At 66.3% G+C, this 23,743-nt stretch carries 23 protein-coding genes; 20 read left to right on the plus strand and 3 right to left on the minus strand.

Annotation, left to right across the window (positions count from 1 at the left end; all coding sequences use genetic code 11):
* Positions 1 to 225: 225 nt before the first annotated feature.
* From cyoA to cyoD, 4 genes are read left to right on the plus strand one after another with little or no spacing between them, the layout of a single operon-like run.
* On the plus strand, positions 226 to 1,269 hold the full coding sequence (cyoA, locus tag D0Y85_RS05895; RefSeq protein ID WP_080149400.1) for a ubiquinol oxidase subunit II: 1,044 nt from the start codon (positions 226 to 228) through the stop codon (positions 1,267 to 1,269).
* 2 nt (positions 1,270 to 1,271) lie between these two features.
* Positions 1,272 to 3,269 (plus strand): cytochrome o ubiquinol oxidase subunit I, encoded by a 1,998-nt coding sequence (gene cyoB, locus D0Y85_RS05900; protein WP_093817877.1) that lies wholly within the window; start codon positions 1,272 to 1,274, stop codon positions 3,267 to 3,269.
* The gene (gene cyoC / locus D0Y85_RS05905; protein WP_025873832.1) at positions 3,266 to 3,904 is read left to right on the plus strand and encodes a cytochrome o ubiquinol oxidase subunit III; all 639 of its coding nucleotides are present in this window, start codon (positions 3,266 to 3,268) and stop codon (positions 3,902 to 3,904) included. The genes cyoB and cyoC overlap by 4 nt, the downstream gene beginning before the upstream one ends.
* A complete protein-coding gene (cyoD, locus tag D0Y85_RS05910; RefSeq protein ID WP_025873831.1) occupies positions 3,904 to 4,245 on the plus strand; it encodes a cytochrome o ubiquinol oxidase subunit IV in 342 nt (113 codons plus the stop codon). Before cyoC ends, cyoD begins: the two co-directional genes overlap by 1 nt.
* 157 nt (positions 4,246 to 4,402) lie before the next feature.
* Here cyoD and D0Y85_RS05915 read toward each other — a convergent pair whose 3' ends face one another.
* Positions 4,403 to 6,460: a bifunctional diguanylate cyclase/phosphodiesterase gene (locus D0Y85_RS05915; RefSeq protein ID WP_117309819.1), complete on the minus strand. Its 2,058-nt coding sequence runs from the start codon at positions 6,458 to 6,460 to the stop codon at positions 4,403 to 4,405.
* 148 nt (positions 6,461 to 6,608) lie between these two features.
* On the opposite strand from D0Y85_RS05915, the gene radA reads away from it, so the two are divergent.
* The 4 genes from radA (at position 6,609) to D0Y85_RS05935 (ending at position 12,885) form a co-directional block, all read left to right on the plus strand.
* A complete protein-coding gene (gene radA, locus D0Y85_RS05920) occupies positions 6,609 to 7,985 on the plus strand; it encodes a DNA repair protein RadA (protein ID WP_117309820.1) in 1,377 nt (458 codons plus the stop codon).
* A 133-nt stretch (positions 7,986 to 8,118) separates the two neighbouring features.
* On the plus strand, positions 8,119 to 9,975 hold the full coding sequence (locus tag D0Y85_RS05925) for an ATP-binding protein (RefSeq protein WP_093817664.1): 1,857 nt from the start codon (positions 8,119 to 8,121) through the stop codon (positions 9,973 to 9,975).
* A 51-nt stretch (positions 9,976 to 10,026) separates the two neighbouring features.
* Positions 10,027 to 12,333: a tetratricopeptide repeat protein gene (locus D0Y85_RS05930; RefSeq protein ID WP_117309821.1), complete on the plus strand. Its 2,307-nt coding sequence runs from the start codon at positions 10,027 to 10,029 to the stop codon at positions 12,331 to 12,333.
* Positions 12,334 to 12,420: 87 nt separating this feature from the next.
* Positions 12,421 to 12,885: a hypothetical protein gene (locus D0Y85_RS05935; protein ID WP_117309822.1), complete on the plus strand. Its 465-nt coding sequence runs from the start codon at positions 12,421 to 12,423 to the stop codon at positions 12,883 to 12,885.
* Between the two features lie 90 nt (positions 12,886 to 12,975).
* Here D0Y85_RS05935 and ccsA read toward each other — a convergent pair whose 3' ends face one another.
* Positions 12,976 to 13,770, minus strand: coding sequence for a cytochrome c biogenesis protein CcsA (gene ccsA / locus D0Y85_RS05940; RefSeq protein ID WP_025873825.1), 795 nt, complete (start codon positions 13,768 to 13,770; stop codon positions 12,976 to 12,978).
* Between the two features lie 122 nt (positions 13,771 to 13,892).
* Between ccsA and ffh the strand changes: the two genes are divergently transcribed.
* From ffh to D0Y85_RS06000, 12 genes are all read left to right on the plus strand, one after another.
* Complete coding sequence (gene ffh, locus D0Y85_RS05945) at positions 13,893 to 15,269, plus strand: signal recognition particle protein (RefSeq protein WP_025873824.1); 1,377 nt, start codon at positions 13,893 to 13,895, stop codon at positions 15,267 to 15,269.
* A 55-nt stretch (positions 15,270 to 15,324) separates the two neighbouring features.
* Positions 15,325 to 15,759 (plus strand): hypothetical protein, encoded by a 435-nt coding sequence (locus D0Y85_RS05950; RefSeq protein ID WP_117309823.1) that lies wholly within the window; start codon positions 15,325 to 15,327, stop codon positions 15,757 to 15,759.
* An 88-nt stretch (positions 15,760 to 15,847) separates the two neighbouring features.
* Positions 15,848 to 16,924 (plus strand): nitronate monooxygenase, encoded by a 1,077-nt coding sequence (locus D0Y85_RS05955; protein WP_117309824.1) that lies wholly within the window; start codon positions 15,848 to 15,850, stop codon positions 16,922 to 16,924.
* Positions 16,921 to 17,703, plus strand: a complete 783-nt coding sequence (locus D0Y85_RS05960; protein WP_117309825.1) for an aminotransferase class IV family protein — start codon at positions 16,921 to 16,923, stop codon at positions 17,701 to 17,703. The genes D0Y85_RS05955 and D0Y85_RS05960 overlap by 4 nt, the downstream gene beginning before the upstream one ends.
* 30 nt (positions 17,704 to 17,733) lie before the next feature.
* Entirely contained in the window at positions 17,734 to 18,438 is a 705-nt protein-coding gene (locus tag D0Y85_RS05965) for a suppressor of fused domain protein (RefSeq protein WP_240329347.1), read from the plus strand.
* A gap of 190 nt (positions 18,439 to 18,628) precedes the next feature.
* Entirely contained in the window at positions 18,629 to 18,889 is a 261-nt protein-coding gene (gene rpsP / locus D0Y85_RS05970; RefSeq protein WP_025873821.1) for a 30S ribosomal protein S16, read from the plus strand.
* Between the two features lie 45 nt (positions 18,890 to 18,934).
* A complete protein-coding gene (gene rimM / locus D0Y85_RS05975) occupies positions 18,935 to 19,447 on the plus strand; it encodes a ribosome maturation factor RimM (protein WP_049470186.1) in 513 nt (170 codons plus the stop codon).
* Between the two features lie 8 nt (positions 19,448 to 19,455).
* Positions 19,456 to 20,214, plus strand: a complete 759-nt coding sequence (gene trmD, locus D0Y85_RS05980; RefSeq protein ID WP_025873819.1) for a tRNA (guanosine(37)-N1)-methyltransferase TrmD — start codon at positions 19,456 to 19,458, stop codon at positions 20,212 to 20,214.
* Between the two features lie 151 nt (positions 20,215 to 20,365).
* Positions 20,366 to 20,767, plus strand: coding sequence for a 50S ribosomal protein L19 (gene rplS / locus D0Y85_RS05985; protein WP_117309826.1), 402 nt, complete (start codon positions 20,366 to 20,368; stop codon positions 20,765 to 20,767).
* A gap of 81 nt (positions 20,768 to 20,848) precedes the next feature.
* The gene (locus D0Y85_RS05990; protein WP_117309827.1) at positions 20,849 to 21,223 is read left to right on the plus strand and encodes a DUF6404 family protein; all 375 of its coding nucleotides are present in this window, start codon (positions 20,849 to 20,851) and stop codon (positions 21,221 to 21,223) included.
* A gap of 76 nt (positions 21,224 to 21,299) precedes the next feature.
* Positions 21,300 to 21,734: a DUF1801 domain-containing protein gene (locus tag D0Y85_RS05995; protein WP_117309828.1), complete on the plus strand. Its 435-nt coding sequence runs from the start codon at positions 21,300 to 21,302 to the stop codon at positions 21,732 to 21,734.
* A 34-nt stretch (positions 21,735 to 21,768) separates the two neighbouring features.
* On the plus strand, positions 21,769 to 22,176 hold the full coding sequence (locus tag D0Y85_RS06000; protein WP_117309829.1) for a DUF1801 domain-containing protein: 408 nt from the start codon (positions 21,769 to 21,771) through the stop codon (positions 22,174 to 22,176).
* A gap of 82 nt (positions 22,177 to 22,258) precedes the next feature.
* On the opposite strand, the gene D0Y85_RS06005 is transcribed toward D0Y85_RS06000, so the two are convergent.
* Positions 22,259 to 23,731, minus strand: coding sequence for an MATE family efflux transporter (locus D0Y85_RS06005; protein ID WP_117309830.1), 1,473 nt, complete (start codon positions 23,729 to 23,731; stop codon positions 22,259 to 22,261).
* Positions 23,732 to 23,743 lie beyond the last annotated feature (12 nt).

The following is a 23,743-nucleotide window of genomic DNA, read 5'->3' on the forward strand; positions in this document are numbered from 1 at the left end:
GTTCTGCCGGCCGCAATGGCGCGGTGCGACAACGTGTCGCATCCAGATCCGGGCCTTTCCTGCGCCTGATCATTGTCAATGCCTTTCTTAAATGGTGGGTGACGGCCTAAAATTGAAAGGCTGACTCGACCCCACCTCACCTGCCTGTCTTCTGGACGGGTGGGCCCGGCTTTGGCCGGTGCGGGCAGGACGGGGAACGGCATTCCCTCGCAATTGGATCGACCGATGATTCCGTTGAAAACCCTTGGGCGCTGGTTGCGCCCGGGCCTGCTGCTCGCATTGCTGGTGATGCTCACCGGCTGCGATGCCGTGGCCATCCTCAGTCCGAAGGGCCAGATCGGCCAGGATGAAAAGACACTGCTGATCACGGCCACCGTGCTCATGCTGCTGGTCGTCATCCCGGTCATCATCATGACCCTGACCTTCGCGTGGAAGTATCGCGCCTCCAACACCAAGGCCCGCTATGAGCCGAAGTGGTCCCACTCGACGGCGATCGAGGTGGTGGTGTGGTCGATCCCCTGCATGATCGTGCTGGTCCTGGCGGTGCTGACCTGGCGGTCCTCGCACGCGCTGGATCCGTACAAGCCCCTGGAATCGGACGTCAAGCCGGTCACCATCCAGGCGATCTCGCTGGACTGGAAGTGGCTGTTCATCTATCCGGAAGAGAAGGTCGCGGTCGTCAACGAGATCAAGTTCCCGGTCAACACCCCGCTGAACTTCGAGATCACCTCCGATACGGTGATGAATGCGTTCTTCATCCCGCACCTGGGCAGCATGATCTATTCGATGGCGGCGATGGAGACCAAGCTCCACCTGATCGCCAACGAGCTGGGTGAATTCCCGGGCATGTCCTCGCACTACAGCGGTGCAGGCTTCGCCAAGATGCATTTCACTGCCTACTCGGTCACCGATGCGCAGTACCGCCAGTGGCTGGACCAGGTCCGTGCCGGCGAGCAGAGCCTGGACAAGGCCTCGTTCAAGGCGCTGGGTGAAGCGAAGAATTCCGAGTGGTACCCGGTCACCTACTTCGGCAAGGTTGAAGACAACCTGTTCGACTGGGTCATCGCCAAGCACATGGGCGACAACAAGCACTACGGCATGAAGCATTCCCATGCGGGTGCGGCTGCTGCCGATGCGTCCAGCCATGAAGCGCACGAGGGGCACGCCCCGAGCGACGCGCATGATGCCAAGGAATCCGGGAAGAACCTGGATGCCACCGAAGAACACGAACACGCTGGCCATGAAGGCCACATGGGTTCGGGAGAATGAACATGTTGGGAAAACTCTCTCTTGAGTCGATCCCCCACGATCCAATCGTGCTGACCACCCTGGTCGGTGCGGTGCTGGGTGGCCTGGGCGTGATGGCCCTGATCACCAAGTTCAAGCTGTGGGGCTATCTGTGGAAGGAGTGGTTCACCTCGGTGGATCACAAGAAGATCGGCGTGATGTACATCATCGTCGCCTTCGTCATGCTGCTGCGCGGTTTCTCCGACGCGATCATGATGCGTACCCAGCAGGCCATCGCCGTCGGCGGGTCCGAGGGTTACCTGCCGCCGCACCACTACGACCAGATCTTCACCGCCCACGGCGTGATCATGATCTTCTTCGTGGCGATGCCGCTGATCACCGGCCTGATGAACCTGGCCGTGCCGCTGCAGATCGGTGCGCGCGACGTCGCGTTCCCGTTCGTGAACTCGCTCAGCTTCTGGCTGTTCGTGTCCGGTGCGGTGCTGATCATGCTGTCGCTGTGGATCGGTGAATTCGCCGCTACCGGCTGGCTGGCGTTCCCGCCACTGTCGGGCATCGAGTACAGCAACAATGTAGGTATGGACTACTACATATGGGGACTACAGGTGGCGGGTCTGGGTACCACGTTGAGTGGTATCAACTTCTTCATCACCATCCTCAAGATGCGCACCCCGAGCATGAAGCTCATGCAGATGCCGGTCTTCACCTGGACCGCTCTGGTGACCAACGTGCTGATCGTCGCCGCCTTCCCGGTGCTGACCATCACCCTGGTGCTGCTGACCCTGGACCGTTACCTGGGCACGCACTTCTTCACCAATGACGGTGGCGGCAACGCCATGCTGTACATCAACCTGATCTGGATCTGGGGCCACCCGGAAGTCTATATCCTGGTGCTGCCGGCCTTCGGCGTGTTCTCCGAGGTCATCGCGACCTTCTCGCGCAAGGCCCTGTTCGGCTACAAGGGCATGGTCTACGCCACCGCCTGCATCGGCGTGCTGTCGTTCATCGTGTGGCTGCACCACTTCTTCACCATGGGCTCGGGTGCCAACGTCAATGCCTTCTTCGGCATCACGACGATGATCATCTCCATCCCCACCGGTGTGAAGATCTTCAACTGGCTGTTCACCATGTTCCGCGGTCGCGTGCAGTTCACCACGCCCGTGCTGTGGACCATCGGCTTCATGGTCACCTTCACCATCGGCGGCATGACCGGCGTGATGCTGGCGATCCCGGCCATCGACTTCGTGCTGCACAACAGCCTGTTCCTGATCGCCCACTTCCACAACGTCATCATCGGCGGCGTGGTGTTCGGCATGTTCGCCGGCATCACCTACTGGTGGCCGAAGATGTTCGGCTTCCGCCTCAACGAGTTCTGGGGCAAGTGCGCGTTCTGGTGCTGGTTCATCGGCTTCTATGTGACCTTCATGCCGATGTACGTGCTGGGCTTCATGGGCATGACCCGTCGTCTGCAGAGCACCGTCAACCCGGCCTACGAGCCGTTCCTGCTGGTGGCCGCTGTGGGCGCCTTCATCGTGGGTGCCGGCATCCTGTGCCAGATCATCCAGGTGGCCGTGTCGATCCGCGACCGCAAGAAGACTGCCGACCTGACCGGCGACCCGTGGGATGCCCGTACGCTGGAGTGGGAAACCTCTTCGCCGCCGGCCTTCTACAACTTCGGCACCCTGCCGGACGTCACCGAGCTGGACGATTTCTGGGAGCGCAAGCAGCGTGGTGAAGCCTGGCCGAAGCCGGCCAAGTACACCGACATCCACATGCCGCGCAACACCGGCACCGGCGTTGTCATCGGCGCCTTCAGCCTGGTGTTCGGCTTTGCGATGATCTGGCACATCTGGTGGCTGGCCATCATCGGCTTCGTCGGCATGATCGCCACGTTCATCTACCGCACCTTCGACCAGGACGTGGACTACTGGGTCCCGGCTGCCGAGGTGGAACGCATCGAGAACGAACACCGCAAGCACCTGGAAGCCCAGGGCCTGGTGAAGTCGGAGCTGAAGGCATGAGCACCAATACCTCGACCCTGAGCCACGGGCACGCCGCACACGCGGCGGCCCATGGCCATGACGACCACGAGCACCACGACACCGGCGGCAACACCGTCTTCGGTTTCTGGGTGTACCTGATGAGCGACTGCCTCATCTTCGCCTCGCTGTTTGCCACCTACGTGGTGCTGGCCGGTGGCACTGATGGCGGCCCCGGCGCGAAGGACCTGTTCGAGCTGCCGTTCGTGGCGTGGGAAACCGCGCTGCTGCTGACCTCGTCGCTGACTTTCGGCCTGGGCATGATCTCCATGCACCGCAAGCAGGTCGGCCAGATGTTCCTGTGGCTGGGCATCACCTGGCTGCTGGGCTTTGGCTTCATGTGCATGGAAGTCTATGAATTCCAGCACCTGATCCATCAGGGCTACGGTCCGGACCGCAGTGCCTTCCTGTCGGCGTTCTTCGCCCTGGTCGGTACCCACGGCCTGCACGTCAGCGCCGGCCTGCTGTGGCTGCTGGTGATGTTCGTGCAGCTGAAGAAGTACGGCCTGACCCCGACCAACAAGACCCGCATGGCGTGCCTGAGCCTGTTCTGGCACTTCCTGGACCTGATCTGGATCGGCGTGTTCTCCGTCGTCTACCTCAATGGAGCGCTGTAATGGCACATGACAACCATGCGCACGACCACGCCGCCGGCGGCGAAAGCCACGGCACCGTGAAGTCGTACCTGATCGGCTTCGTGCTGGCGGTGGTGCTGACCGTCATCCCGTTCTACATGGTGATGTCGGGTGATTTCTCGCGCACCGTCAACGGTGTGGTGATCGCCATCACCGCGGTGCTGCAGATGCTGGTCCACCTGGTGTTCTTCCTGCACCTGGACCGCTCTTCGGAGAGCCGCTGGAACGTCAACGCTGCGGCCTTCACCGTGGTGGTGATCGGCATCATCGTGGTCGGTACCCTGTGGGTCATGCACAACATGAACGTGCACATGATGCACTGACGTCTTCGCGACGTTGCCACGCAGAAAGGCCGCCCCCGGGCGGCCTTTCTGTTTGTTGCGCGATCGCGGGGAACGCATCCACGCATGGCGTGGATCTACCCGTCACCGCGAAGTCCCCGCACAGTAGATCCACGCCATGCGTGGATGCGGTTGCCGCTCACCCCACCTTGCGCAGGAATTCCTCGGCCTCCATCGGCCGCCCCAGGTGGTAACCCTGCAGCTGGTCGCAGCCCAGCTCGCTCAGGTAATCGCGCTGGGCCTGGGTCTCCACGCCCTCGGCTACCACCTGCAGCTGCAGGGTACGGCCCAGCGCGATGATCGAGGACACGATGGCGGAATCTTCGTCATTGCGTTCAAGGTCATGCACGAACGCCCGGTCGATCTTCAGCTCGGTGGCCGGCATGCGCTTGAGGTACAGCAGGCTGGAATAGCCGGTACCGAAATCATCGATGGCGATGTGCACGCCCATCGCGGTCAGATCGTTGAGGATCGCCAGGCTGGCCTCGACATCCTTCATCGCCGTGGTTTCGGTGATCTCCAGGGTCAGCCGCGCCGGGTCGATGCGATGCCGCTGCAGGACCGAACGCACGCTTTCAAGCAGGGCCGGCGAGGCGAACTGCAGCGGAGACAGGTTCACCGCCATCGTCCAATGGCTGTGTCCGCCGTCATGCCAGGCGCGCAGCTGCGCGCACGCCTGGTCCAGCACCCAGTCGCCGATCGGCAGGATCAGGCCGCTGCGCTCGGCGATGGGAATGAACACGTCCGGCGCCAGCAGGCCCAGTTCCGGGTGCTGCCAGCGCAGCAGCGCCTCGGCCCCAGTGGCCGGTGCATCGGCCGCCGGGAACTTCGGCTGGTAGTGCAGCAGCAGCTCGTTGCGCGCGATCGCCTTGCGCAGGTCCTGCAGCAGCCGCAGCTGGCGGTTGGCACTGAGCTGCATCGAGGGAATGAAGAAGGTGTAGCCGTTGCGGCCGGTTTCCTTGGTGTGGTACATCGCCGCATCGGCATGTGCCATCAACTCGCGTTCGTCGCTGGCATCGTCCGGATACAGGGCAATGCCCAGGCTGGCGGTGACCTGCAGCTCCGCCGCGTCCAGCACGAACGGTTCACCGGCCGCGGCGATCACCCGCTCGGCGACCACCGCCGCATCATCAGGTGCATCGATGGCCAGCACGATCACGAACTCGTCGCCGCCGAGGCGGGCGAGGGTGTCCTGCGGGCGCAGCTGCGCCCCCAGGCGCTGGGCCACCGCGACCAGCAGGCGGTCACCCAGCTGGTGGCCATAGGCATCGTTGACGGCCTTGAAGCCATCCAGGTCGCAGAACATCACCGCCACCGACTGCTGGCGGCGTTGCGCCTTCTCGATGGCCTGCTCGATGCGATCCTGCAGAAGCATGCGGTTCGGCAGCTGGGTCAGCGGATCGTGCAGGGCGGCCTGGATCAGCTTGTCGTTGGCGTGCGCCAGGGAATCGGCCAGCAGGCGGGTGCGTACGCGCATCTGACGGTCGAACAGCGAGGCCACCAGGGCGATGCCGAGCGTGGCCAGGGTGGTCACGATCACCAGCACTGCCAGCCAGCGCGGATCGATGCCGCCGCTGCCGATGGCGCCGCAGACGCTGCCAGGCGGGAAGCGCGCGGCGGCCATGCCGGTGTAGTGCATGCCGACGATGGCCAGGCCCATCACCAGCGACGCCAGCATCCGCAGGCGCACCGTGTTGCGCTGTTCCACGCGCAGCCGGAAGGCAATCCACAGCGCTGCACCGGCGGCAGCGATGGCCACTGCGATGGACGCGGCAAACCAGCCGGGGTGGTAATCGATACCGGGCTGCATGCGCATGGCGGCCATGCCCAGGTAGTGCATGGCCGCGATACCCAGCCCCATCAGCACCGCACCCGCGGCCAGCCGCTGCAACGGCAGGCTGGGGCGCGACACCAGCCACAGCGCATAGGCCGACGCGCCGATCGACACCGCCAGCGAATACAGGGTGATCGCCAGGTCGTAACCGACCGGAACCGGCAGCTTGAAGGCCAGCATCGCGATGAAGTGCATCGACCAGATGCCCAGGCCCATCGCGGCGGCACCGCCGGCCAGCCACCAGCGGGCGACCCGGCCCTGGGCCGTGGCCAGGCGGCCGGCCATATCCAGCGCGGTATACGATGCCAGCATGGCCACCAGCAACGATATGGCGACCAGGCTCTGACTGTAACTACCAGTCATGTTGAATCCAGAGGAGGAGGGAGGGGCGCCCGCAAGGCGCACGCGCGCCACCGCTATCGGCACCGACGGGTGGGACTTGAGTGGTCGCAGCAGCTGCGACCCGGCTCGGCTATCCTGCCACGCTCGTTGCCCCTGCAGGAAATCTCCGATGGCCAAAGCCCGCACCGCGTATGTCTGCAATGAATGCGGCGCCGAATACAGCAAGTGGCAAGGCCAGTGCACCGAATGCAATGCCTGGAACTCGCTGTCGGAAATCGTCCTTGAGAGCGCTGCGGCGGCCAAGGCGCCCGCCTCGCGCCGTGCCGGCTGGGCGGGCAAGATCGACCCGCCGAAGATCACCGCACTGAAGGACGTGGCGCAGACCGAACACAACCGGGTCAGCACCGGCATCGGCGAATTCGACCGCGTGCTCGGTGGCGGCCTGGTCGAGGGCGCGGTGGTGCTGGTCGGTGGTGACCCGGGCATCGGCAAATCCACCCTGCTGCTGCAGGCGGTGGCGAAGATGGCCGCGGTCCTGCCGGTGCTCTACGTCACCGGTGAAGAATCACTGGCCCAGGTCGCCGGTCGTGCACACCGGCTGGAGCTGCCGCTGGAGGGCGTCAACGCGCTGGCCGAGACCGGTGTCGAATCCATCCTGCAGCACGCCACCAGGAGTGGGCCGCGGCTGATCGTGGCCGATTCGGTACAGACGCTCTGGACCGAGACGCTGACCGCCGCGCCCGGTTCGGTCAGCCAGGTGCGCGAGAGTGCCGCACGGCTGGTGCGCTTCGCCAAGGAAACCGGAACCGCCGTGTTCCTGGTCGGCCATGTGACCAAGGAAGGTGGCATCGCCGGCCCGCGCGTGCTGGAGCACATGGTCGATGCCGTGCTGTATTTCGAAGGCGAGAGCGGCAGCCGCTTCCGCCTGCTGCGCGCGTTCAAGAACCGCTTTGGTGCGGTCAACGAACTGGGCGTGTTCGCGATGGGCGACAAGGGCCTGAAGGAGGTCTCCAATCCGTCGGCGATCTTCCTTTCCGGTGCCAGCACGCACCAGCCGGGCAGCTGCGTGATGGTTACCCGCGAGGGCACCCGGCCGCTGCTGGTGGAAGTGCAGGCGCTGGTCGACGCCTCGCCTCTTTCCAATCCGCGCCGCGTGGCGGTGGGGCTGGAGCAGAACCGCCTGGCCATGCTGCTGGCGGTGCTGCATCGGCATGGCGGCGTGCTGGTCGGCGACCAGGACGTGTTCGTCAACGTGGTCGGCGGCATCCGCGTGCAGGAGACCGCCGCCGACCTGCCGGTGCTACTGGCGGTGCTGTCCTCGCTGCAGGACCGTCCGTTGGCCGAGAAGACCATCGCGTTCGGCGAAGTCGGCCTGTCCGGTGAGATCCGGCCGGTGCCCAACGGCGAGGATCGCCTGCGCGAGGCGGCGACCCACGGTTTCAAGCGCGCCATCGTGCCCAAGGCCAATGCCCCCAAAGGGGGCTCGGTGAAGGGCATGGAAGTGATCGCGGTCGAACGGCTGTCCGAGGCCATCGACGCGGCGTGACCGGGGTCGGGTCCGGGCCCGGACCTGCAGATGCGGCCGACGGCACAGCAGCGGTCAGCCAGCCTGTGCTAGTTTTCCCGGCTCGACGAAGGCGCCCCCTGGCGCCTTTCCGTGGCAAGGAGTAATCGTTTACATGCAGGACCCGATGTTCAGCACCCCCGCCGCCGAAATCCGCCGCGCCGGGGTCGATCTCAATGGACTGATGACGGTGCTGGGCAAGCACCTGTATTCCACGCCGATGGTGGCGCTGCGCGAGCTTGTGCAGAACGCGCACGATTCGATCATCCGTCGCCGTATCGAGCAGCCCGGCATCCAGAGTGTGTCGCGCATCGACGTGCAGGTCGATGTCGCCGCCGGTGTGCTGCGCATCACCGATACCGGTGCCGGCCTGACCCGCCAGGAAATCCACGATTACCTGGCCACGGTCGGTGTCGGTTACACCCGGGGCCTGCGCCAGGACGGCCAGGACGATGAAGGCCTGATCGGCATGTTCGGCCTGGGTTTCCTGTCGGCCTTCGTATTGGCGCGCCGTGTCAGCGTGCGCACCACCTCGTACCAGGCGCCGCAGCTGGGCCACCTGTACGTGTCCAGCAACGCCGAGCAGTACACCGTCAGCGAAGTGCCGGCGCGCGCGATCGGCACCGAGGTCGAGCTGGAGCTGCATCCGGACTTCCTGCCGCTGGCCAACGAAGCGCGCCTGCACGAGGTGCTGGGCCGCTACTGCGCGTTGCTGTCCGAGCCGATCTTCATCGGTGCGGCGGCCGCCGCGATCAATCCTGAACCGCCGCCGTGGCGCGGGCAGGGTGACGTCGCCCTGCATCCGGTGCAGGCACGCCGCCAGGCGCAGCAGTTCGCGGCCCGTTTCGAACACGATTTCGAGCCCATCGTGACGATGCCGCTGCAGCCCGATGGCAGTAGCGACGCCGTCGGCATGCTCTGGGTGCAGGACGGTGCCACCTACGGCACCAGCGACAACCGCAACCTGTCGGTGTTCGTGCGCGGCATGCTGCTGGACGACGATGCACGCGACCTGCTGCCGCCGTGGGCCGGTTTCATCGGCGGGGTGATCGAATCGTCGAAGCTGACCCCGACCGCCAGCCGCGAGGACCTGCAGCGCGATGACCACTATCGCGCCGTGCAGCACGCCCTGCTGGAAGCGCTGATCGATGGCCTGGCCGACGTCGCCCGGCAGCAGCCCGAAGCCTGGCGCCGCGTGCTCAGCCGCCACAATGAAGCCCTGCTGGGCGCGGCGCTGTGCGATGAGCGCCTGTTCGACCTGCTGCTGGAACACGTGCGCGTGCCGACCTCGCAGGGTGACCTGCCGGCCAGCGCGTTGCCGGCGCGCGGCGCAGTGCATGTGATCCTCGACAACGGTGGTGGCTTCGAGGAAATGCTGTTCCGCGCGATGGGCGTGCCGGTCGCGCATGGTCATCGCTACGCGGTGGTGCCGTTCCTGCGGCGCTGGGCCCAGGCCAAGGGCCTGCGCCTGGTCGAGCTGGGTACCGAGCAGGGCAACCGCGCACTGTTCCGCACCGACGACAGCCTTGACGATACACAGTTGGCCTGGCTGCGCGAACACCTGGGCGACGGCGAACAGCTGCTGCCGGCGCGGTTCAGCCCCGAGGCGCTGCCGGTGGTGGTGGTGCCCGACCGCGAAGCCGAACTGAAACAGCGCCTGGAAGACGACGAGAACGACAAGCGCGTATCGATGGCGGCACTGCGGCTGGCGCGCCAGTTCACCGCGCGCATCGAGGCGCGTGCGCCGTCGCGGCTGTACCTCAACCTGGACAATCCAGCGGTGCAGGCGTTGCTGCAGGCCCAGCGCGAGGGCCACCCGCAGGCCGGGGCGGCCGCGCGCCTGCTGCGCTCGCTGAAGATCATCGTGTCCGCACAGGGCCGGCCGCTGCAGCAGAGCGCGGCGACGCCGGGACCCGATCTCAATGGTGCATTCACCGATATTGCCGGTGCCCTGCAGCAGATGCTGCGTTGAGCACCGCTCCCCCCTCTCATCCCGCCTTCGCTAGACAGGAGCATTACCCCCATGGATATCTGGAACTGGGTCGAAAAACTGCAGGAAGACCTGCGCCAGGCAGGCCAGGCGCAGAACGCCCACCTGCTGACCCGTCTTGCCGATGAAGTCAGTGAACTGCAGGTCGACCGCGTCGATGCACTGCTGCCCGAAGCGCGCGCGCTGGGCAAGGCGCTGGACAACCCCTGGGTCGACGTCTATGTCGGCCATTGGGCGCTGCGCAACCGCGTCGGCAACCGCGTGGAAGGCGAAAGCGCGCTGGGCGAGTCGGTGGCGCTGTTCGAGCGCGCACACCGTGCCGATACCCTGGACTGCCCGCAGTCGATCTGCGTCACCCAGGATCTTGCCGCCTGCTACGGCAACATCGATGGTCCGGGCTGGGTGCCCGAACGCATCGAGGTCTGCGACGAGACGCTGGGCCGCATCGACCCGAGCTGGGCCTGCTTCCAGTGCCTGAGCTGCGAGAAGGCCGACGCGCTGCTGGACGACGGCCGCGGCCAGGACGCGCTGGATTACCTGCAGGTGCAGGCGGCGGCGATCCAGGCGCGCGGCAAGGAAGTGTTCGACAGCTTCCCTGAAATGCAGATCAAGATCCTGCTGGCCAGCGGCCGTGCGCAGGAAGCGCTGGCGCTGATCGAGAAGCGCGAAGCCGAAGTGGCCGCTGCGGGCGAATACGAGCCTGCCAACTGCACGGTGCCGCGCCGGCTGTCCAAGGCCTGGGCACTGGCCCAGCTGGGGCGCGATGAAGAGGCGCTGCAGCAGCTGGTGCCATGGAGCGAGCTGACGCCGAATCACTGGCGGTTGTGGGCCAATACCGCTTCGACACTGTGCAGCCGTGATGCCGCCCGCAATACCTGGGATCTGGGAACGCGCTTCAACACGATCATCGAGCACTTCGCCGCTGTCGGCGCGCATCGCCTGGTGATCGAGATCGCCGCGTTGAGCCTGGAGCTGGCCCTGCAGCGCGGTGCACGCTGGGTGGCGCAGCGCCAGCTGGGTCTGGCCCGCACCCATCTGGCGCAGCTGCGCCAGGACCGCGGCGCCGCCGCGTTGGTGGCCGGTCTGGCGGCACGCATCGAAGCGCTGCCGCAGATGGCGCCGCTGCCGGTGCCTGCCGCTGAGCTGCTGGCGTGGCTGGAAGCGCAGGGCGAACAGAACCAGTCGCGCGATCCCGAGCGCGAAGCGCAGTGGCTGCTGCAGGCGCACGCCGAGCGGCCGGACGACGGCGCGCTGGCCGAGGTCGCCGCCTCGGCGCTGCACGCCTGTGGCGCGAAGACAGAAGCGCAGGCGCTGCTGTGGGACTTTGTGCGCGGCCACGCGCAGGAAGACGGCGCGGCGGCCTACACGCTGATGCGTTGGCTGGCCGAGCAGGGCGATGATGATGGCCTGCGCAGGCTGGCCGCGACCTACCGCGACAGCGTGCCGGTGTTCGCGCACTGGTGCGAGGTGCAGCGCGCACGGCGTGCGTCCGACTGGCCTGCACTGGAACAGGCCGCGCAGGCATTGCTGGCGTTGTCGCCAGGCTCGAACGGCGCACGCGGGACGCTTGCGCGCATGTACATGGAGACCGGCCGCTTCAGCGAGGCGCAGGCCTGCTATGCGCAACTGGTGGAACTGCTGGAAGAGCCCAGTGCCGCGCATTGGGACCATATGAGTGCGGCCAGTGCGGCGCGCGACTGGGATGCGGTGCGCCGCTCGGCGGCAGCAATCGGCATGGAACTGTCCAGCCAGCAGGGCGTGGTCGAAGAGCCCTGGGGCTGGGTGATCATCCGCAGCGAAGAAGGCGGCGAGCCGATGGAGTACTACGCCCGCCGCAGCGGCCCGGTGACCGCGCGCATCGTCGAGAACGCACCGGCCAACCGCGCGCAGCAGGTGGGGGACTGGGTGGTATTCGACGCCGGCTTGGTACACCCCGCGCCAGAGGACGAAGCGGAGCGCGAGCACTTCATTCCGACCTATGCGCAGGTGCATGTGCTGGAGCGGGGTGGTTTCGCGCGCAGCTGGCTGGTCGATGGCGCGCACCCGGGCGAGGAGGCATGGAATGACTTCGTCGAAGCGGCCGAGGCACAGGGCTGGAAGGTATGGGCGCACAGCCGTGCGGACTACACCGTGACCGATCCGGACGTGGAAGACGGGACGTTGCCGGGCCTTTTGTTCACCGTTGCCCAGCCGCAGGACCATGCGCCGTTGGCGCTGCACCGCTTCCTGCAGCAGGCCACGGCCGATTGGGCGCACCCGCACTGCTGGCTGCGCCTGGCCGAGGCCTGCGACCAGGATCGCCAGCCGCATCTGGACGCGATCGAACGGTACGGATTGTAATCCCTGCCGCGCTGCGCGTTCGCCGGGCAACACGCATGGGTAGCGCCGGGCCATGCCCGGCGTCCTTCCACCGTCAAGGAACTGAATATGCGGAAGACAAGGATGTGGGTGATCATCGGCCTGCTGCTGGCCCCCACCGTGCAGGCCGCGCCGGCCTGCCAGCAACCGGCTGACGTGGCGCGCGCCTTCTTCGAAGCGACCACCGGCAAGGGCGACCTGCTGGAGCCGCCGCAGGCACTGGTGAGTGCGGCGTTTGCCAAGGCGCTGCACGGCGAGCGTGCCTGCCAGGTGCGCGAAGAGGGCATCTGCACGCTCGATTCCGATCCGTGGCTGGACGCGCAGGACGGGGAGATCGACAGCCCGGTGCGCTACAGCTGGAAGCAGGCCTCGGCCACGGCCGGCCAGGTCGAAATGCGCTATCCGGTCTGGGGCAAGGCCTACGTGACCCGCCTGCCGATGGTGCGCAAAGGGGAGGGCTGCTGGCAGGTCGACGACATCCTCACCAACAGTGGTCGCTCGATGCGCAGGATCCTGGCCCAGCCGCTGCCTTGACCGTCTGCGGCATCCACGCGGGGTGCGGTCCTGTTGCCGGCCAGCGGCCGGCACTACCAGGGTGGGTGCCGACCGGCGGCCGGCACGCCTCTAGCGTGAATGCCCGAACACCAGCTCGATCACGAACTGGCTGCCGAAGAACGCCAGCAGCAGCAACAGCATCGCCGTCAGCGTCCAATGCACCGCCTTGGTGCCGCGCCAGCCATAGCGGCGGCGGCCGATCAGCAGCACGCCGAACACGATCCACGACAGCACGCTCAGCACCGTCTTGTGCACCAGCTTCTGCGCCAGCAGGTCGTCGACGAACAGCACGCCGGTAACCAGGGTCAGGGTCAACAGGGCGAAGCCGACGGTGATCACCCTGAACAGCAGCGATTCCAGATCGGCCATCGGCGGCAGCGCACGCAGCCACGGACGGAATTCACGGCGCCGCAGCGCACGCTCCTGCAGCCACAGCATGATCGCCAGCAGCGCGGCGATGCTCAGCGTGGCGTAGGCCAGCAGTGCCAGCCAGGCGTGGCTGGCCAGGCGCCAGCCCAGCACCTTGCTCGGTTCATGGCCGTAGCCGTGGTAGACCACCAGCAGCAGCGCGGCCAGCGGGAATACCACCACGCCCAGAGTGGACATGCGCCCGCGCGCGCCCACCAGCGAGGTCAGCCAGGCCATTCCCAGGCCGACCAGCGACAACGCGGCGAAGAAGTGCATGTCCGGGCCGCCGGTCGTGCGCATCGCCACCAGCACGTGATAACCGCCATGCAGCAGCATCGCCGGCAGCGCAGGCCACAGCCAGGCGGGCGAGGTCACCCCGTCGTTGCGACCAAGGGCGCGCACCAGCAGGGCGCTGGCGGCCAGGTAGAGCAGGACGGCGATGAGAACGATTGTCATCGTTGAAGTTTCGCATACCCCCGCGGTGCTGGCGACGGGCGTGGCGTCGCAGTCCGGGGAGCGCGGTGGACCCGTTATACTGTGGGCCTTATTGTCCCCCGCTTTCAGACAGGTTGCGTCGCATGTTCGAGTCCCTGACCCAGCGCCTTTCCGGCACCATCGAGCGCCTGCGCGGCCGTGGCCGCCTGACCGAAGAGAACATCCGCGAGGCGACCCGCGAGGTCCGCATCGCGCTGCTTGAAGCCGACGTCGCGCTGCCGGTGGTGCAGGCCCTGATCGAACGCATCAAGGTGCGTGCGGTCGGCCAGGAAGTGCTGAAGTCGCTGACCCCGGGCCAGGCCCTGATCAAGGTCGTGCGCGACGAGCTGACCGCGGTGATGGGCGCCGAAGCCAGCGACCTGAACCTCAACGTTCCCGCGCCGGCCATCATCCTGATGGCGGGCCTGCAGGGCGCCGGCAAGACCACCACGGTCGGCAAGCTGGCCAAGCACCTGAAGGAAAAGCGCAAGAAGAAGGTGATGGTGGTCTCGGCCGACGTCTACCGTCCGGCGGCGATAGAGCAGCTGAAGACGCTGGCCGACCAGGTGGGCGTGCTGTTCTTCCCGTCCAGCGCCGAGCAGAAGCCGGAGGCCATCGTCCGCGCCGCCATCGATGATGCGCGCAAGTCGTTCGTCGACGTGCTGCTGGTCGATACCGCCGGCCGCCTGGCCATCGACGAAGCGATGATGGCCGAGATCAAGGCCCTGCACGCCGCGGTCAACCCGGCTGAAACGCTGTTCGTGGTGGATGCCATGACCGGCCAGGACGCGGCCAATACCGCCAAGGCCTTCGGTGATGCGTTGCCGCTGACCGGCGTGGTCCTGACCAAGACCGACGGTGACGCCCGTGGCGGCGCCGCGCTGAGCGTGCGCTACATCACCGGCAAGCCGATCAAGTTCGTCGGTGTCAGCGAAAAGCCGGAAGGCCTGGACGTGTTCCACCCGGACCGTATCGCCAGCCGCATCCTCGACATGGGCGACGTGCTGTCGCTGGTCGAGCAGGTTGAGCAGCAGGTCGACAAGGACAAGGCGCAGAAGCTGGCCGAGAAGGTCGCCAAGGGCAAGAAGTTCGATCTGAACGACATGCGCGACCAGCTTGAGCAGATGCAGAACATGGGCGGCATCGGCGGCCTGATGGACAAGCTGCCGGGCCTGGGCCAGATTCCCGAGCACCTCAAGCAGCAGGTCAGCCAGGGCAAGGAAGTGCCGCGCATGATCGCCATCATCGGCTCGATGACCAAGAAGGAACGGCGCAACCCGAACCTGCTCAATGGCTCGCGTCGCGCCCGCATCGCCAAGGGCTCGGGCGTGACCCCGGCCGACGTCAACAAGCTCATGAAGCAGTACATGCAGATGGAAAAGATGATGAGCAAGATGGCCGGCGGCGGCATGAAGGGCATGATGCGCAGCATGAAGGGCATGATGGGCGCCATGGGCGGCCGTGGCATGCCGTTCCGCTGAGCGCGCGCTGTATCGAACGCTTGAACAACCCGCGGAATCAATCAAAGGAATGTGCATGAACAAGTCGATCGTGGTGATGGCGCTGGCCCTCGGGCTGGTTGCCTGCAAGGACGACACCTCCGTGTCGCAGAAGGCCGGTAGCGCCATCAGTGGAACCGCTGCCGATTTCGTCGCCGGGCTGGGCGAGGGCGTGGACAAGCGCATGAACGTGACGCTGCAGGCCGATCCGGGCCTGGCCGCGCGGGGCCTCACCGTCACCCTCGGCAAGAGCCGTGGCATGGGCTCCAAGGACGCGGCGGTGTACGTGGTGGCCGACAAGGCGTTCAAGGGCAAGCTGGTGGCGCGTGCGCTGGATGCCGAGGGCACCGAGATCGGTCGCGCCAGCGCCGAGGAAGAGTTCGCCGCTGATGACGCGCGCTACGTGACGTTCAAGTTCAACGAAGAAATGGACAGCCAGCTGGTCCGCACCTACGCGGTGTCTGCACGCTGAGCCAGGCGCGAGCGGATCGCCCGGGGCGACGCGCCCGTCCACAGTGTCTGGCGTATGCTGGCAGCGACTCCTCCCACAGGTGCGTCGCGTGAGCCTTTCGCCGATTCTCGAACGCGCCGACGATTTCTGTCGGCGTTTTTCATTGCAGCTGCCGATCCTGCTGGCACCGATGGCCGGTGCCTGTCCGGTTCCGCTTTCCGCCGCGCTGGCCAACGCCGGCAGCATGGGCGCGATGGGGGCCGTGTTGTCGCCGGCGGCGGATATCGGTCGCTGGATGCAGGACTTCCGTGCAGCGTCCACCGGGCCGGCGCAGGTGAACCTGTGGTTGCCCGATCCCGCGCCGGTGCGCGATGTGGCTGCCGAGGCCAGCACGCGTGCGTTTCTGGGCCAGTGGGGGCCGGAGGTTGCGGCCAGCGCAGCCGATGCCACGCCGGCCGATTTCGAGGAGCAGTTCAGTGCGCTGCTGGCGGCACGGCCGGCGGTCGCCTCGACCATCATGGGCGTGCTGTCGCCGCGTCATGTGCAGCAGTTGAAGGATGCGGGCATCGCCTGGATCGCCTGCGCTACGACGCTGGCCGAAGCGCGTGCTGCGCAGGACGCAGGTGCTGACGCGGTGGTCGCGCAGGGCGCCGAAGCCGGCGGCCACCGCGGCGCCTTCGATCCGATGCGTGCGGAGCAGCAGCTGGTCGGCCTGTTCGCACTGCTGCCGCGGCTGGCGGACAATCTGAGTATTCCGGTGATCGCTGCGGGCGGAATCGGCGACGGTCGCGGCATTGCTGCTGCCTTGATGCTCGGGGCCAGCGCGGTGCAGATCGGCACGGCCTTCCTGCGCACACCCGAAGCAGCGGTGGCGCCTGCATGGGCCGATGCGTTGGCCCGCAGCGAACCCGAAGACACCTGGCCGACGCGCGCGTTCAGTGGGCGCCTGGGCCGCGGCCTGGCGACTGCCTACGTGCGTGCAGCTGCTGCCGAGGGCGCACCCGCGCCGCGCCCGTACCCGGTGCAGCGTGGCCTGACTGGACCGATGCGCAAGCAGGCCACGCAGGAAAACCGGCTTGCTGCGATGCAGGCCTGGGCCGGGCAGTCGGCATGGATGGCACCGGCAGCGCCGGCCGCCGACGTGCTGCGTGGCATGTGGGAACAGGCGCAGGCACTGTTGCGATGACGGTGACCTGCAACGGCGCAACGGCGCGGGCCGAAGACCTGCTGCCGGCGCTGACCAACTACGGCCACTTCACCTCGTTGCAGGTGCGCGGCCGCTCGGTGCAGGGGCTTGATCTGCATCTGCAGCGGCTGGCCAAAGCAACGCAGGAACTGTTCGGCAGCGCGCTCGATATCGCGCAGGTGCAGGCGTGGATGGCGCAGGCGCTGCAACAGGCCGGCCAGGTCGACGCATCGATGCGGGTCACCGTGTTCTCGCGCCGTTTCGATTTCCGCGCGCCGCTGGCAAGCGTGCCGGTGGATGTACTGGTTGCCGTCTCCGCGCCGGTCGCGCTGACCGCGCCGAAACGCGTACGCAGCGCGACATGGCAGCGAGAGCTGCCGCAGATCAAGCATGTCGGTACGTTTGCCCTGTTCGCCCAGCGCCGTGCGGCGCTGGCAGCAGGTGTCGACGATGCGCTGTTCGTGACTGCCGACGGGCCGATCAGCGAGGGCACGACCTGGAACCTGGCCGTGCATGACGGCGAACACCTGATCTGGCCACAGGCGCCTGCGCTGCGGGGAACCGCTGAAGCGCTGCTGCAGGCGGGCTGGGTGGGCCCACAGCAGATCCGGCCGTTGCGGCTGGATGAGCTGGCCGGCATGCGGGCGGCTTTCGCCTGCAACGCCAGTGGGGTGTGGGCGCTGGACGCCATCGACGGTCAGGTGCTGCCGGGTTCGCAGGCCCTGGCCGAACAGGGCAGGGCGGTGTTGGCCCGGGTGCCCTGGCAGTCGCTCTCCTGAACGAGCTGCGTTGGTGGATGCTCGCCGGGCATGCCCCGGCCCTATCGTGGAGACCCATGGTGGGTAGCGCCGGGCCATGCCCGGCGGATGCTTTCGCAGCACAGGACAGCAGGAGTTCCAATCAGTATCGCCACAGTCACCGAGCAGCATCGCGCGGTGGCGATGCACGCGATGAAGATCATGGGCGGCGACGCACGGCCCAAGGTCCAGGCCTTTTACGATGACCGTCGCCAGCGTTCGGTCGACATCCTGACGACACTCAACGCTCCGGAAGCGGGCCTCAAGTCGATTTCGTCCATCGGACTATCTGATTGCGCTCTACGTCATTCGAATGGTCGTGAACTGGAAACGCGCGTCGAGCTTTGCGCATGTGTACCTGAGGAGAGACTGCACTGGGACAACGTCGTCGCCTCCACTGCATTTGCGATCATGCGTGATCGTGCGGCGGTGCTACCGGGCAGCGTGATTCCGGACATCCTGCTGGACTACTTCCCGTCGTCGAAGATGCCGCATATCTATCTGGTGCCTCCCTTCTTCTGGCGTGAGGGAAAGTTTGCGGGACTGCAGCTGCCATCTCTCGCGATAAACTGGCTCCAGTGCATCGCCATCCATGAATCTGAGCGGCGCCTGATCGAGCAGATTGGCGCGGACGCATTTGATGATCTGCTGCAACGTCACGAGGTCGACGTGTTCGACACGGATCGTATCGCGCTGCCTGCATTGGGCGCCGCGTGACGCCTTTGGCATTGGCCGGACGCGGGATCAGTCGCTGAATCCATCACTTTGCTGAATGAAAGCCGCCGGGCATGGCCCGGCGCTACCGGACAGGCCCGTTTTTTTGCGGGGTTGGCTCGGCCGGACTCTGCCGCTATAATCGCCCGCTTACCGCGCCATCCTGGCGACTGGGCAATAGGAAAAAACCACCATGGTCAAGATTCGACTGACCCGCGGCGGCGCCAAGAAGCGTCCGTTCTACCACATCATCGTCACCGACGTCCGCAGCGCCCGCGACGGCCGCAACATCGAGCGCGTCGGCTTCTACAACCCGGTTGCACAGGGTGGCGAGAAGCGCATCGAGCTGGACCTGGCCCGCGTTGACCATTGGGTCAAGAACGGCGCCCAGCCGACCGAGAAAGTTCGCAACCTGATCAAGGAAGCGAGCAAGTCCCAGGCCGCTGCGGCCTGATCCTGACGGGCCGCGCCCTGGTGCGGCCCATCTGATTGAACGCAGATGAAAGATAACGAGCGCCGCATCCTGCTTGGCAGGATTGTCGGCGCTTTTGGTGTGCGCGGCGAAATAAAGCTCGAGTCCTGGACCGAGCCGCGTTCCGCTATTTTCCGTTACCAACCGTGGATCCTGCGCAGCCCCAACGGGCAGGAATCGACGCTTGAAGGCGCCCGTGGCCGGGATACCGGCAAGCACCTTGTGGCCCGTTTCCCGGGCATCGAGGATCGCGACACGGTCGAGGCGATGCATGGCACCGAGGTCTTCGTGGCCCGCAGTGCGCTGCCGCCGCCCAATGCCGACGAGTATTACTGGGTCGATCTGGAAGGCCTGGATGTGAAGACCGTCGAAGGCGTTGCCCTCGGCCAGGTCTCGCACCTGTTCAGTACCGGCGCCAACGATGTGATGGTCGTGCGCGGTGACCGCGAACGGATGATTCCGTTCGTGCTGCCGGACTTCATCACCTCGGTCGACTTCGAGGCCAATCTGGTCGTGGTCGACTGGGACCCCGAGTTCTGAGCCTGAGCATGCGTTTCGACGTCATCACCCTGTTCCCCGATTTCCTCGCCCAGTCCGCTGGACTGGGCGTGGTCGGCCGCGCGCAGGAAAAGGGGTTGTTCAGCCTGCATGGCTGGAATCCCCGTGACTACGCCGAGGGCAACTACCGCCGGGTGGATGACCGTCCGTTCGGCGGTGGCCCGGGCATGGTGATGCTGATCGAGCCACTGCAGGCCTGCCTGCAGGCGATCCGCGAGGCCGATCCGACGCCTGCGCGGGTGATCCATCTCAGCCCGCAGGGCGCGCCGTTGACCCAGGCCAAGGTGCGGGAACTGGCGGCATTGCCGCGCATGGTCCTGCTCTGCGGCCGCTATGAAGGCATCGACGAGCGCTTCCTGGCCGCCAATGTCGATGAGGAGATTTCTCTCGGCGACTATGTGCTGTCCGGCGGCGAGCTGGGGGCGGCGGTCATCATCGACGCGGTGGCCCGGCTGCAGGAAGGCGCCTTGAATGACGCCGAATCGGCGGCGCAGGACAGTTTCGAGGGCGACCTCGGCCTGCTCGACTGCCCGCATTACAGCCAGCCGGCCCAGCATCCGCTGGGGGACGTGCCGGACGTGCTGCGCTCGGGCAACCATGCCGCCATCGCCGCCTGGCGCCGGCAGCAGTCGTTGATCCGTACCGCACAGCGGCGCCCGGACCTGCTGGATGAACAGGCGCTGGGCAAGGCCGACCGCAAGCTGCTGGCCCTGGCCCGCCAGGTCCCGGCGGAAAAGGGCAAGGTCTAGCGCCAGCCCTGCTTTATCGGCTATCATGGCCAATTACGCCGGCCCCGGCCGGTGCGCAGTACCCAAAACAAACGTGCAGCACAGTCCGGTGACTGCATGAGCCCACGCTGTCGAATGACACGCCCACCCGAACAATGAATCGGTGTAACCCATGAGCAAGCTGAACAAGTCCATCGTCGCGGAATTCGAATCCGCCCAGATCACCCGCGAACTGCCGCAGTTCAGCCAGGGCGACACCATTGTCGTCAACGTGAAGGTGAAGGAAGGTACCCGTGAGCGCGTGCAGGCCTACGAAGGCGTTGTCATCGCGACCAAGAACGGCGGCCTGAACTCTTCGTTCACCGTGCGCAAGATCTCGCACGGCTACGGCGTCGAGCGCGTGTTCCAGACCCACAGCGCCATCATCGACTCGGTCGAAGTGAAGCGCCGTGGCAAGGTCCGCGCCGGCAAGCTGTACTACCTGCGTGGCCTGGAAGGCAAGGCTGCCCGCATCAAGGAAGACCTGGCTGCTGCTGCTGCCGCCAAGGTTGCCCGCCTGGCAACCAAGGGCTGATAAACAACTCCGGTTGTTGTCGCGACGGCCGCCTTCGGGCGGCCGTTTGCGTTTGTGCTGCCGCCTCGGTAGTTTCATTGGATGGATGAGATCGACCATCGATACCCGGCGGACATCCAGGTGGCGTTGCGCTTCCTGGACCGTTCCGGGGTGCCACGGAGGGAAGCGGCCCCCTTGCTGCACCGCATGCTGTGGCGGCTGGGCGTCGCGCTGCCGCCGCCGATACTGGCCGGTTTCCTGACCAATACGCTGCTGCAGGGCCTGTTGTTCGGCGTCTTCTGGACGGTACTGATGTGGCTGCTGCTGTGGCAGGGCAGGGCCCCGGCACTGGAACTGCTGTTGCTTGCCGGGGTGGCGGCAGGCGTGATGTTCGGCCTGGTGATGGCCACCCTGATGTGGTTCCTGCGCGGGACCCGCAAGCTGCCCACCTGGCGTCAGTTCCGCAGCAGCCTCTGATGCCATGGCGCAGTGCGCCGTGACCGCTGCCGGGCGGCGGCGTACGCTCGGGCCTTCGACCGTCATGGCCCCTGCGATGCCCGCCAAGCAACCTGCCAACAGTGCCTCGCCGAAGCTGCTGTCCGGCGGTAACCCGCAGATCGCCAAGGGTGAGGGCGATGCGCCCGTGCAGGCTTATATCGCTGCCATGCCGGGCTGGAAGCGGGCCATCGGGGCGCGCCTGGACATGCTGATTGAACAGGCCGTACCCGGCGTGCACAAGGCAGTGAAATGGAACTCGCCGATGTACGGTGTTGCTGCCGGCGAGGGCTGGTTCCTCAGCTTCCATTGCTTCACCCGCTACATCAAGATCGCGTTCTTCCGCGGCGCGATGTTGCAGCCTGTTCCGCCGGAACCGTCCAAGAGCGCCGACACGCGCTACCTGCACGTTGCCGAGGACGAGCCGCTGGACGAGGCGCGGTTCCTCGACTGGGTGCGACAGGCCAGCCAGCTGCCTGGCGAACGCATGTAATCCCCCAGGTTCTTTCCCCGAACGAGACCGCGCGATGGCCACGCAGAAGTCCGATCCCGCAGATGCCACTCTCCCCGCTGCCGCCCTGATTGACGCGCGCATCGCCGAGCTCGCTGATTGGCGCGGCGACATCCTCGCCCGCGTGCGCGCGCTGATCCACGAGGCGCTGCCGGACGTGGAGGAAACCTGGAAATGGCGCGGCACACCGGTGTGGGAGCACAACGGCATCCTGTGCACCGGCGAAACCTACAAGCAGGCGGTGAAGCTGACCTTCGCCCACGGCGCCGCGTTGCCGGACCCGAAGCGCCTGTTCAATGCCAGCCTGGAAGGCGGCACACGCCGCGCGATCGACATCCACGAAGGCGGCATGCCCAACGCCGCGGCGCTGAAAGCACTGCTGCGCGCTGCCGCCAGGCACAACGCGGAAAAGAAGAAGCGGTAGTGCCGGCCGCTGGCCGGCAACTGCGCGATGTTTGCGACGTCCATGGGGTTGCCGGCCAGCGGCCGGCACTACCGGTGCATGTTCAACGCGGTGGAATGGTTTCCAGCGCCGCATCCGGGTCGGCCACCGGCGAGGGCGGACAGGCGGGAATCTCCGAGGGCGTGGCGAGTTCTTCGGCATGCACCGGTGTACTGATCATCTTCGCCTTGCGCCAGCCACCCCAGCGGTAATACGCCAGCGACAGCAGCATCGACACCAGCGAGCCGGCCGGGAAACTCCACCAGATCGCATCGGCACCCCAGTACGGCTGCAGGAATTCGGCGAACGGCACGCGCACGCCCCACAGCGACGCGGCCAGGATCAGCAGCGGCGGCAGCACCGCGCCGGTGGAGCGCACCACGCCGGAGATCACGAAGCTGACGCCGAAGAACAGGAACGAACCGATCACGATGTGGTTCAGGTGCCGCGCGATCTGCAGCGACTCGCTGCCCTGCGGCAGGAACAAGGCCAGCGAATACTGGTCCAGCAGCACCAGCGGCAGGATCAACGCGCCGGTCAGCAGGAAGTTGAACGCGATGCCCTGGCGCGCGGTGCCGCGCACGCGATCCCAGCGCTGCGCGCCGACATTCTGCGCGGCCATCGACGAGCATGCTGCACCGATCGCCATCGCCGGCATCTGCACGTAGTTCCACAGCTGCAGCGATGCACCGTAGGCCGCACCGGTGTCGGTGCCGTACTGGTTGACCATGGTCATCAGCATGATCACCGACAGCGAGATCAGCACCATCTGCAGGCCCATCGGCACGCCCTTGACCACCAGCGCGCGCAGGATGGTCATGTCCAGCTTGAACAGGTGCATGTCGGCGCGACCCAGCCACAGCGTGTGCCGCTTGTGCCGCATGTACAGCAGCAGGCCGGCCAGCGACAGCGTCTGCGACGCCAGCGTGGCCCAGGCCGAGCCGGCGATGCCCAGTTCCGGGAACGGCCCCATGCCGAAGATCAGCACCGGGTTCAGGGCGATGTCCAGCACCACCGAGACCAGCAGGAAGCGGAAGGGCGTGCGCGAATCGCCGGCACCGCGCAGCGCCGCACTGAGGAAGGCGAAGGCGTACAGCGTTGGCATCGCCAGGAAGATGATGCGCAGGTAGGCCTCGGCCAACGGCAGCGAGGCGGCGGGCGTGCCCATCGCCGCCAGCAGCGGGTGGGCCAGGAACCAGCCGGCGATGGCGATGATCACCGACAGGCCGATGAAGAACGTGGCGCTGGTGCCGACCACGCGTCGTGCCTGGGCGATGTCGCGCGCACCGATGGCCTGGCCGATCAGGATGGTCGAGGCCATGCCGAAGCCGAACACCGAACCGATCAGGAAGAACATGATGTTGTTGGCGTTCGCGGTGGCGGTCAGTGCCGCTTCGCCAAGGAAGCGCCCCACCCATACCGCATTCACCGAGCCGTTCAGCGACTGCGCGATGTTGCCTGCCAGGATCGGCAGCGCGAACAGCAGCAGGTTGCGGCCGATCGGGCCGGAGGTCAGGTCAAGCGGCGCTTTGGCCATGGAGTGGTGATC

Origin of the sequence: Stenotrophomonas sp. G4 (assembly GCF_003428825.1) — a bacterium.
GTDB classification, from domain to species: Bacteria; Pseudomonadota; Gammaproteobacteria; order Xanthomonadales; family Xanthomonadaceae; genus Stenotrophomonas; species Stenotrophomonas indicatrix.

What these genes read in the sequence shown, in the direction of transcription:
- cyoA (WP_080149400.1), top strand. Translation starts at nt 226, where the DNA reads ATGATTCCGTTGAAAACCCTTGGGCGCTGGTTGCGCCCGGGCCTGCTG.
- cyoB (WP_093817877.1), top strand. Translation starts at nt 1,272, where the DNA reads ATGTTGGGAAAACTCTCTCTTGAGTCGATCCCCCACGATCCAATCGTG.
- cyoC (WP_025873832.1), top strand. Translation starts at nt 3,266, where the DNA reads ATGAGCACCAATACCTCGACCCTGAGCCACGGGCACGCCGCACACGCG.
- cyoD (WP_025873831.1), top strand. Translation starts at nt 3,904, where the DNA reads ATGGCACATGACAACCATGCGCACGACCACGCCGCCGGCGGCGAAAGC.
- D0Y85_RS05915 (WP_117309819.1), bottom strand. Translation starts at nt 6,460, where the DNA reads ATGACTGGTAGTTACAGTCAGAGCCTGGTCGCCATATCGTTGCTGGTG.
- radA (WP_117309820.1), top strand. Translation starts at nt 6,609, where the DNA reads ATGGCCAAAGCCCGCACCGCGTATGTCTGCAATGAATGCGGCGCCGAA.
- D0Y85_RS05925 (WP_093817664.1), top strand. Translation starts at nt 8,119, where the DNA reads ATGCAGGACCCGATGTTCAGCACCCCCGCCGCCGAAATCCGCCGCGCC.
- D0Y85_RS05930 (WP_117309821.1), top strand. Translation starts at nt 10,027, where the DNA reads ATGGATATCTGGAACTGGGTCGAAAAACTGCAGGAAGACCTGCGCCAG.
- D0Y85_RS05935 (WP_117309822.1), top strand. Translation starts at nt 12,421, where the DNA reads ATGCGGAAGACAAGGATGTGGGTGATCATCGGCCTGCTGCTGGCCCCC.
- ccsA (WP_025873825.1), bottom strand. Translation starts at nt 13,770, where the DNA reads ATGACAATCGTTCTCATCGCCGTCCTGCTCTACCTGGCCGCCAGCGCC.
- ffh (WP_025873824.1), top strand. Translation starts at nt 13,893, where the DNA reads ATGTTCGAGTCCCTGACCCAGCGCCTTTCCGGCACCATCGAGCGCCTG.
- D0Y85_RS05950 (WP_117309823.1), top strand. Translation starts at nt 15,325, where the DNA reads ATGAACAAGTCGATCGTGGTGATGGCGCTGGCCCTCGGGCTGGTTGCC.
- D0Y85_RS05960 (WP_117309825.1), top strand. Translation starts at nt 16,921, where the DNA reads ATGACGGTGACCTGCAACGGCGCAACGGCGCGGGCCGAAGACCTGCTG.
- D0Y85_RS05965 (WP_240329347.1), top strand. Translation starts at nt 17,734, where the DNA reads ATGCCCCGGCCCTATCGTGGAGACCCATGGTGGGTAGCGCCGGGCCAT.
- rpsP (WP_025873821.1), top strand. Translation starts at nt 18,629, where the DNA reads ATGGTCAAGATTCGACTGACCCGCGGCGGCGCCAAGAAGCGTCCGTTC.
- rimM (WP_049470186.1), top strand. Translation starts at nt 18,935, where the DNA reads ATGAAAGATAACGAGCGCCGCATCCTGCTTGGCAGGATTGTCGGCGCT.
- trmD (WP_025873819.1), top strand. Translation starts at nt 19,456, where the DNA reads ATGCGTTTCGACGTCATCACCCTGTTCCCCGATTTCCTCGCCCAGTCC.
- rplS (WP_117309826.1), top strand. Translation starts at nt 20,366, where the DNA reads ATGAGCAAGCTGAACAAGTCCATCGTCGCGGAATTCGAATCCGCCCAG.
- D0Y85_RS05990 (WP_117309827.1), top strand. Translation starts at nt 20,849, where the DNA reads ATGGATGAGATCGACCATCGATACCCGGCGGACATCCAGGTGGCGTTG.
- D0Y85_RS05995 (WP_117309828.1), top strand. Translation starts at nt 21,300, where the DNA reads ATGCCCGCCAAGCAACCTGCCAACAGTGCCTCGCCGAAGCTGCTGTCC.
- D0Y85_RS06000 (WP_117309829.1), top strand. Translation starts at nt 21,769, where the DNA reads ATGGCCACGCAGAAGTCCGATCCCGCAGATGCCACTCTCCCCGCTGCC.
- D0Y85_RS06005 (WP_117309830.1), bottom strand. Translation starts at nt 23,731, where the DNA reads ATGGCCAAAGCGCCGCTTGACCTGACCTCCGGCCCGATCGGCCGCAAC.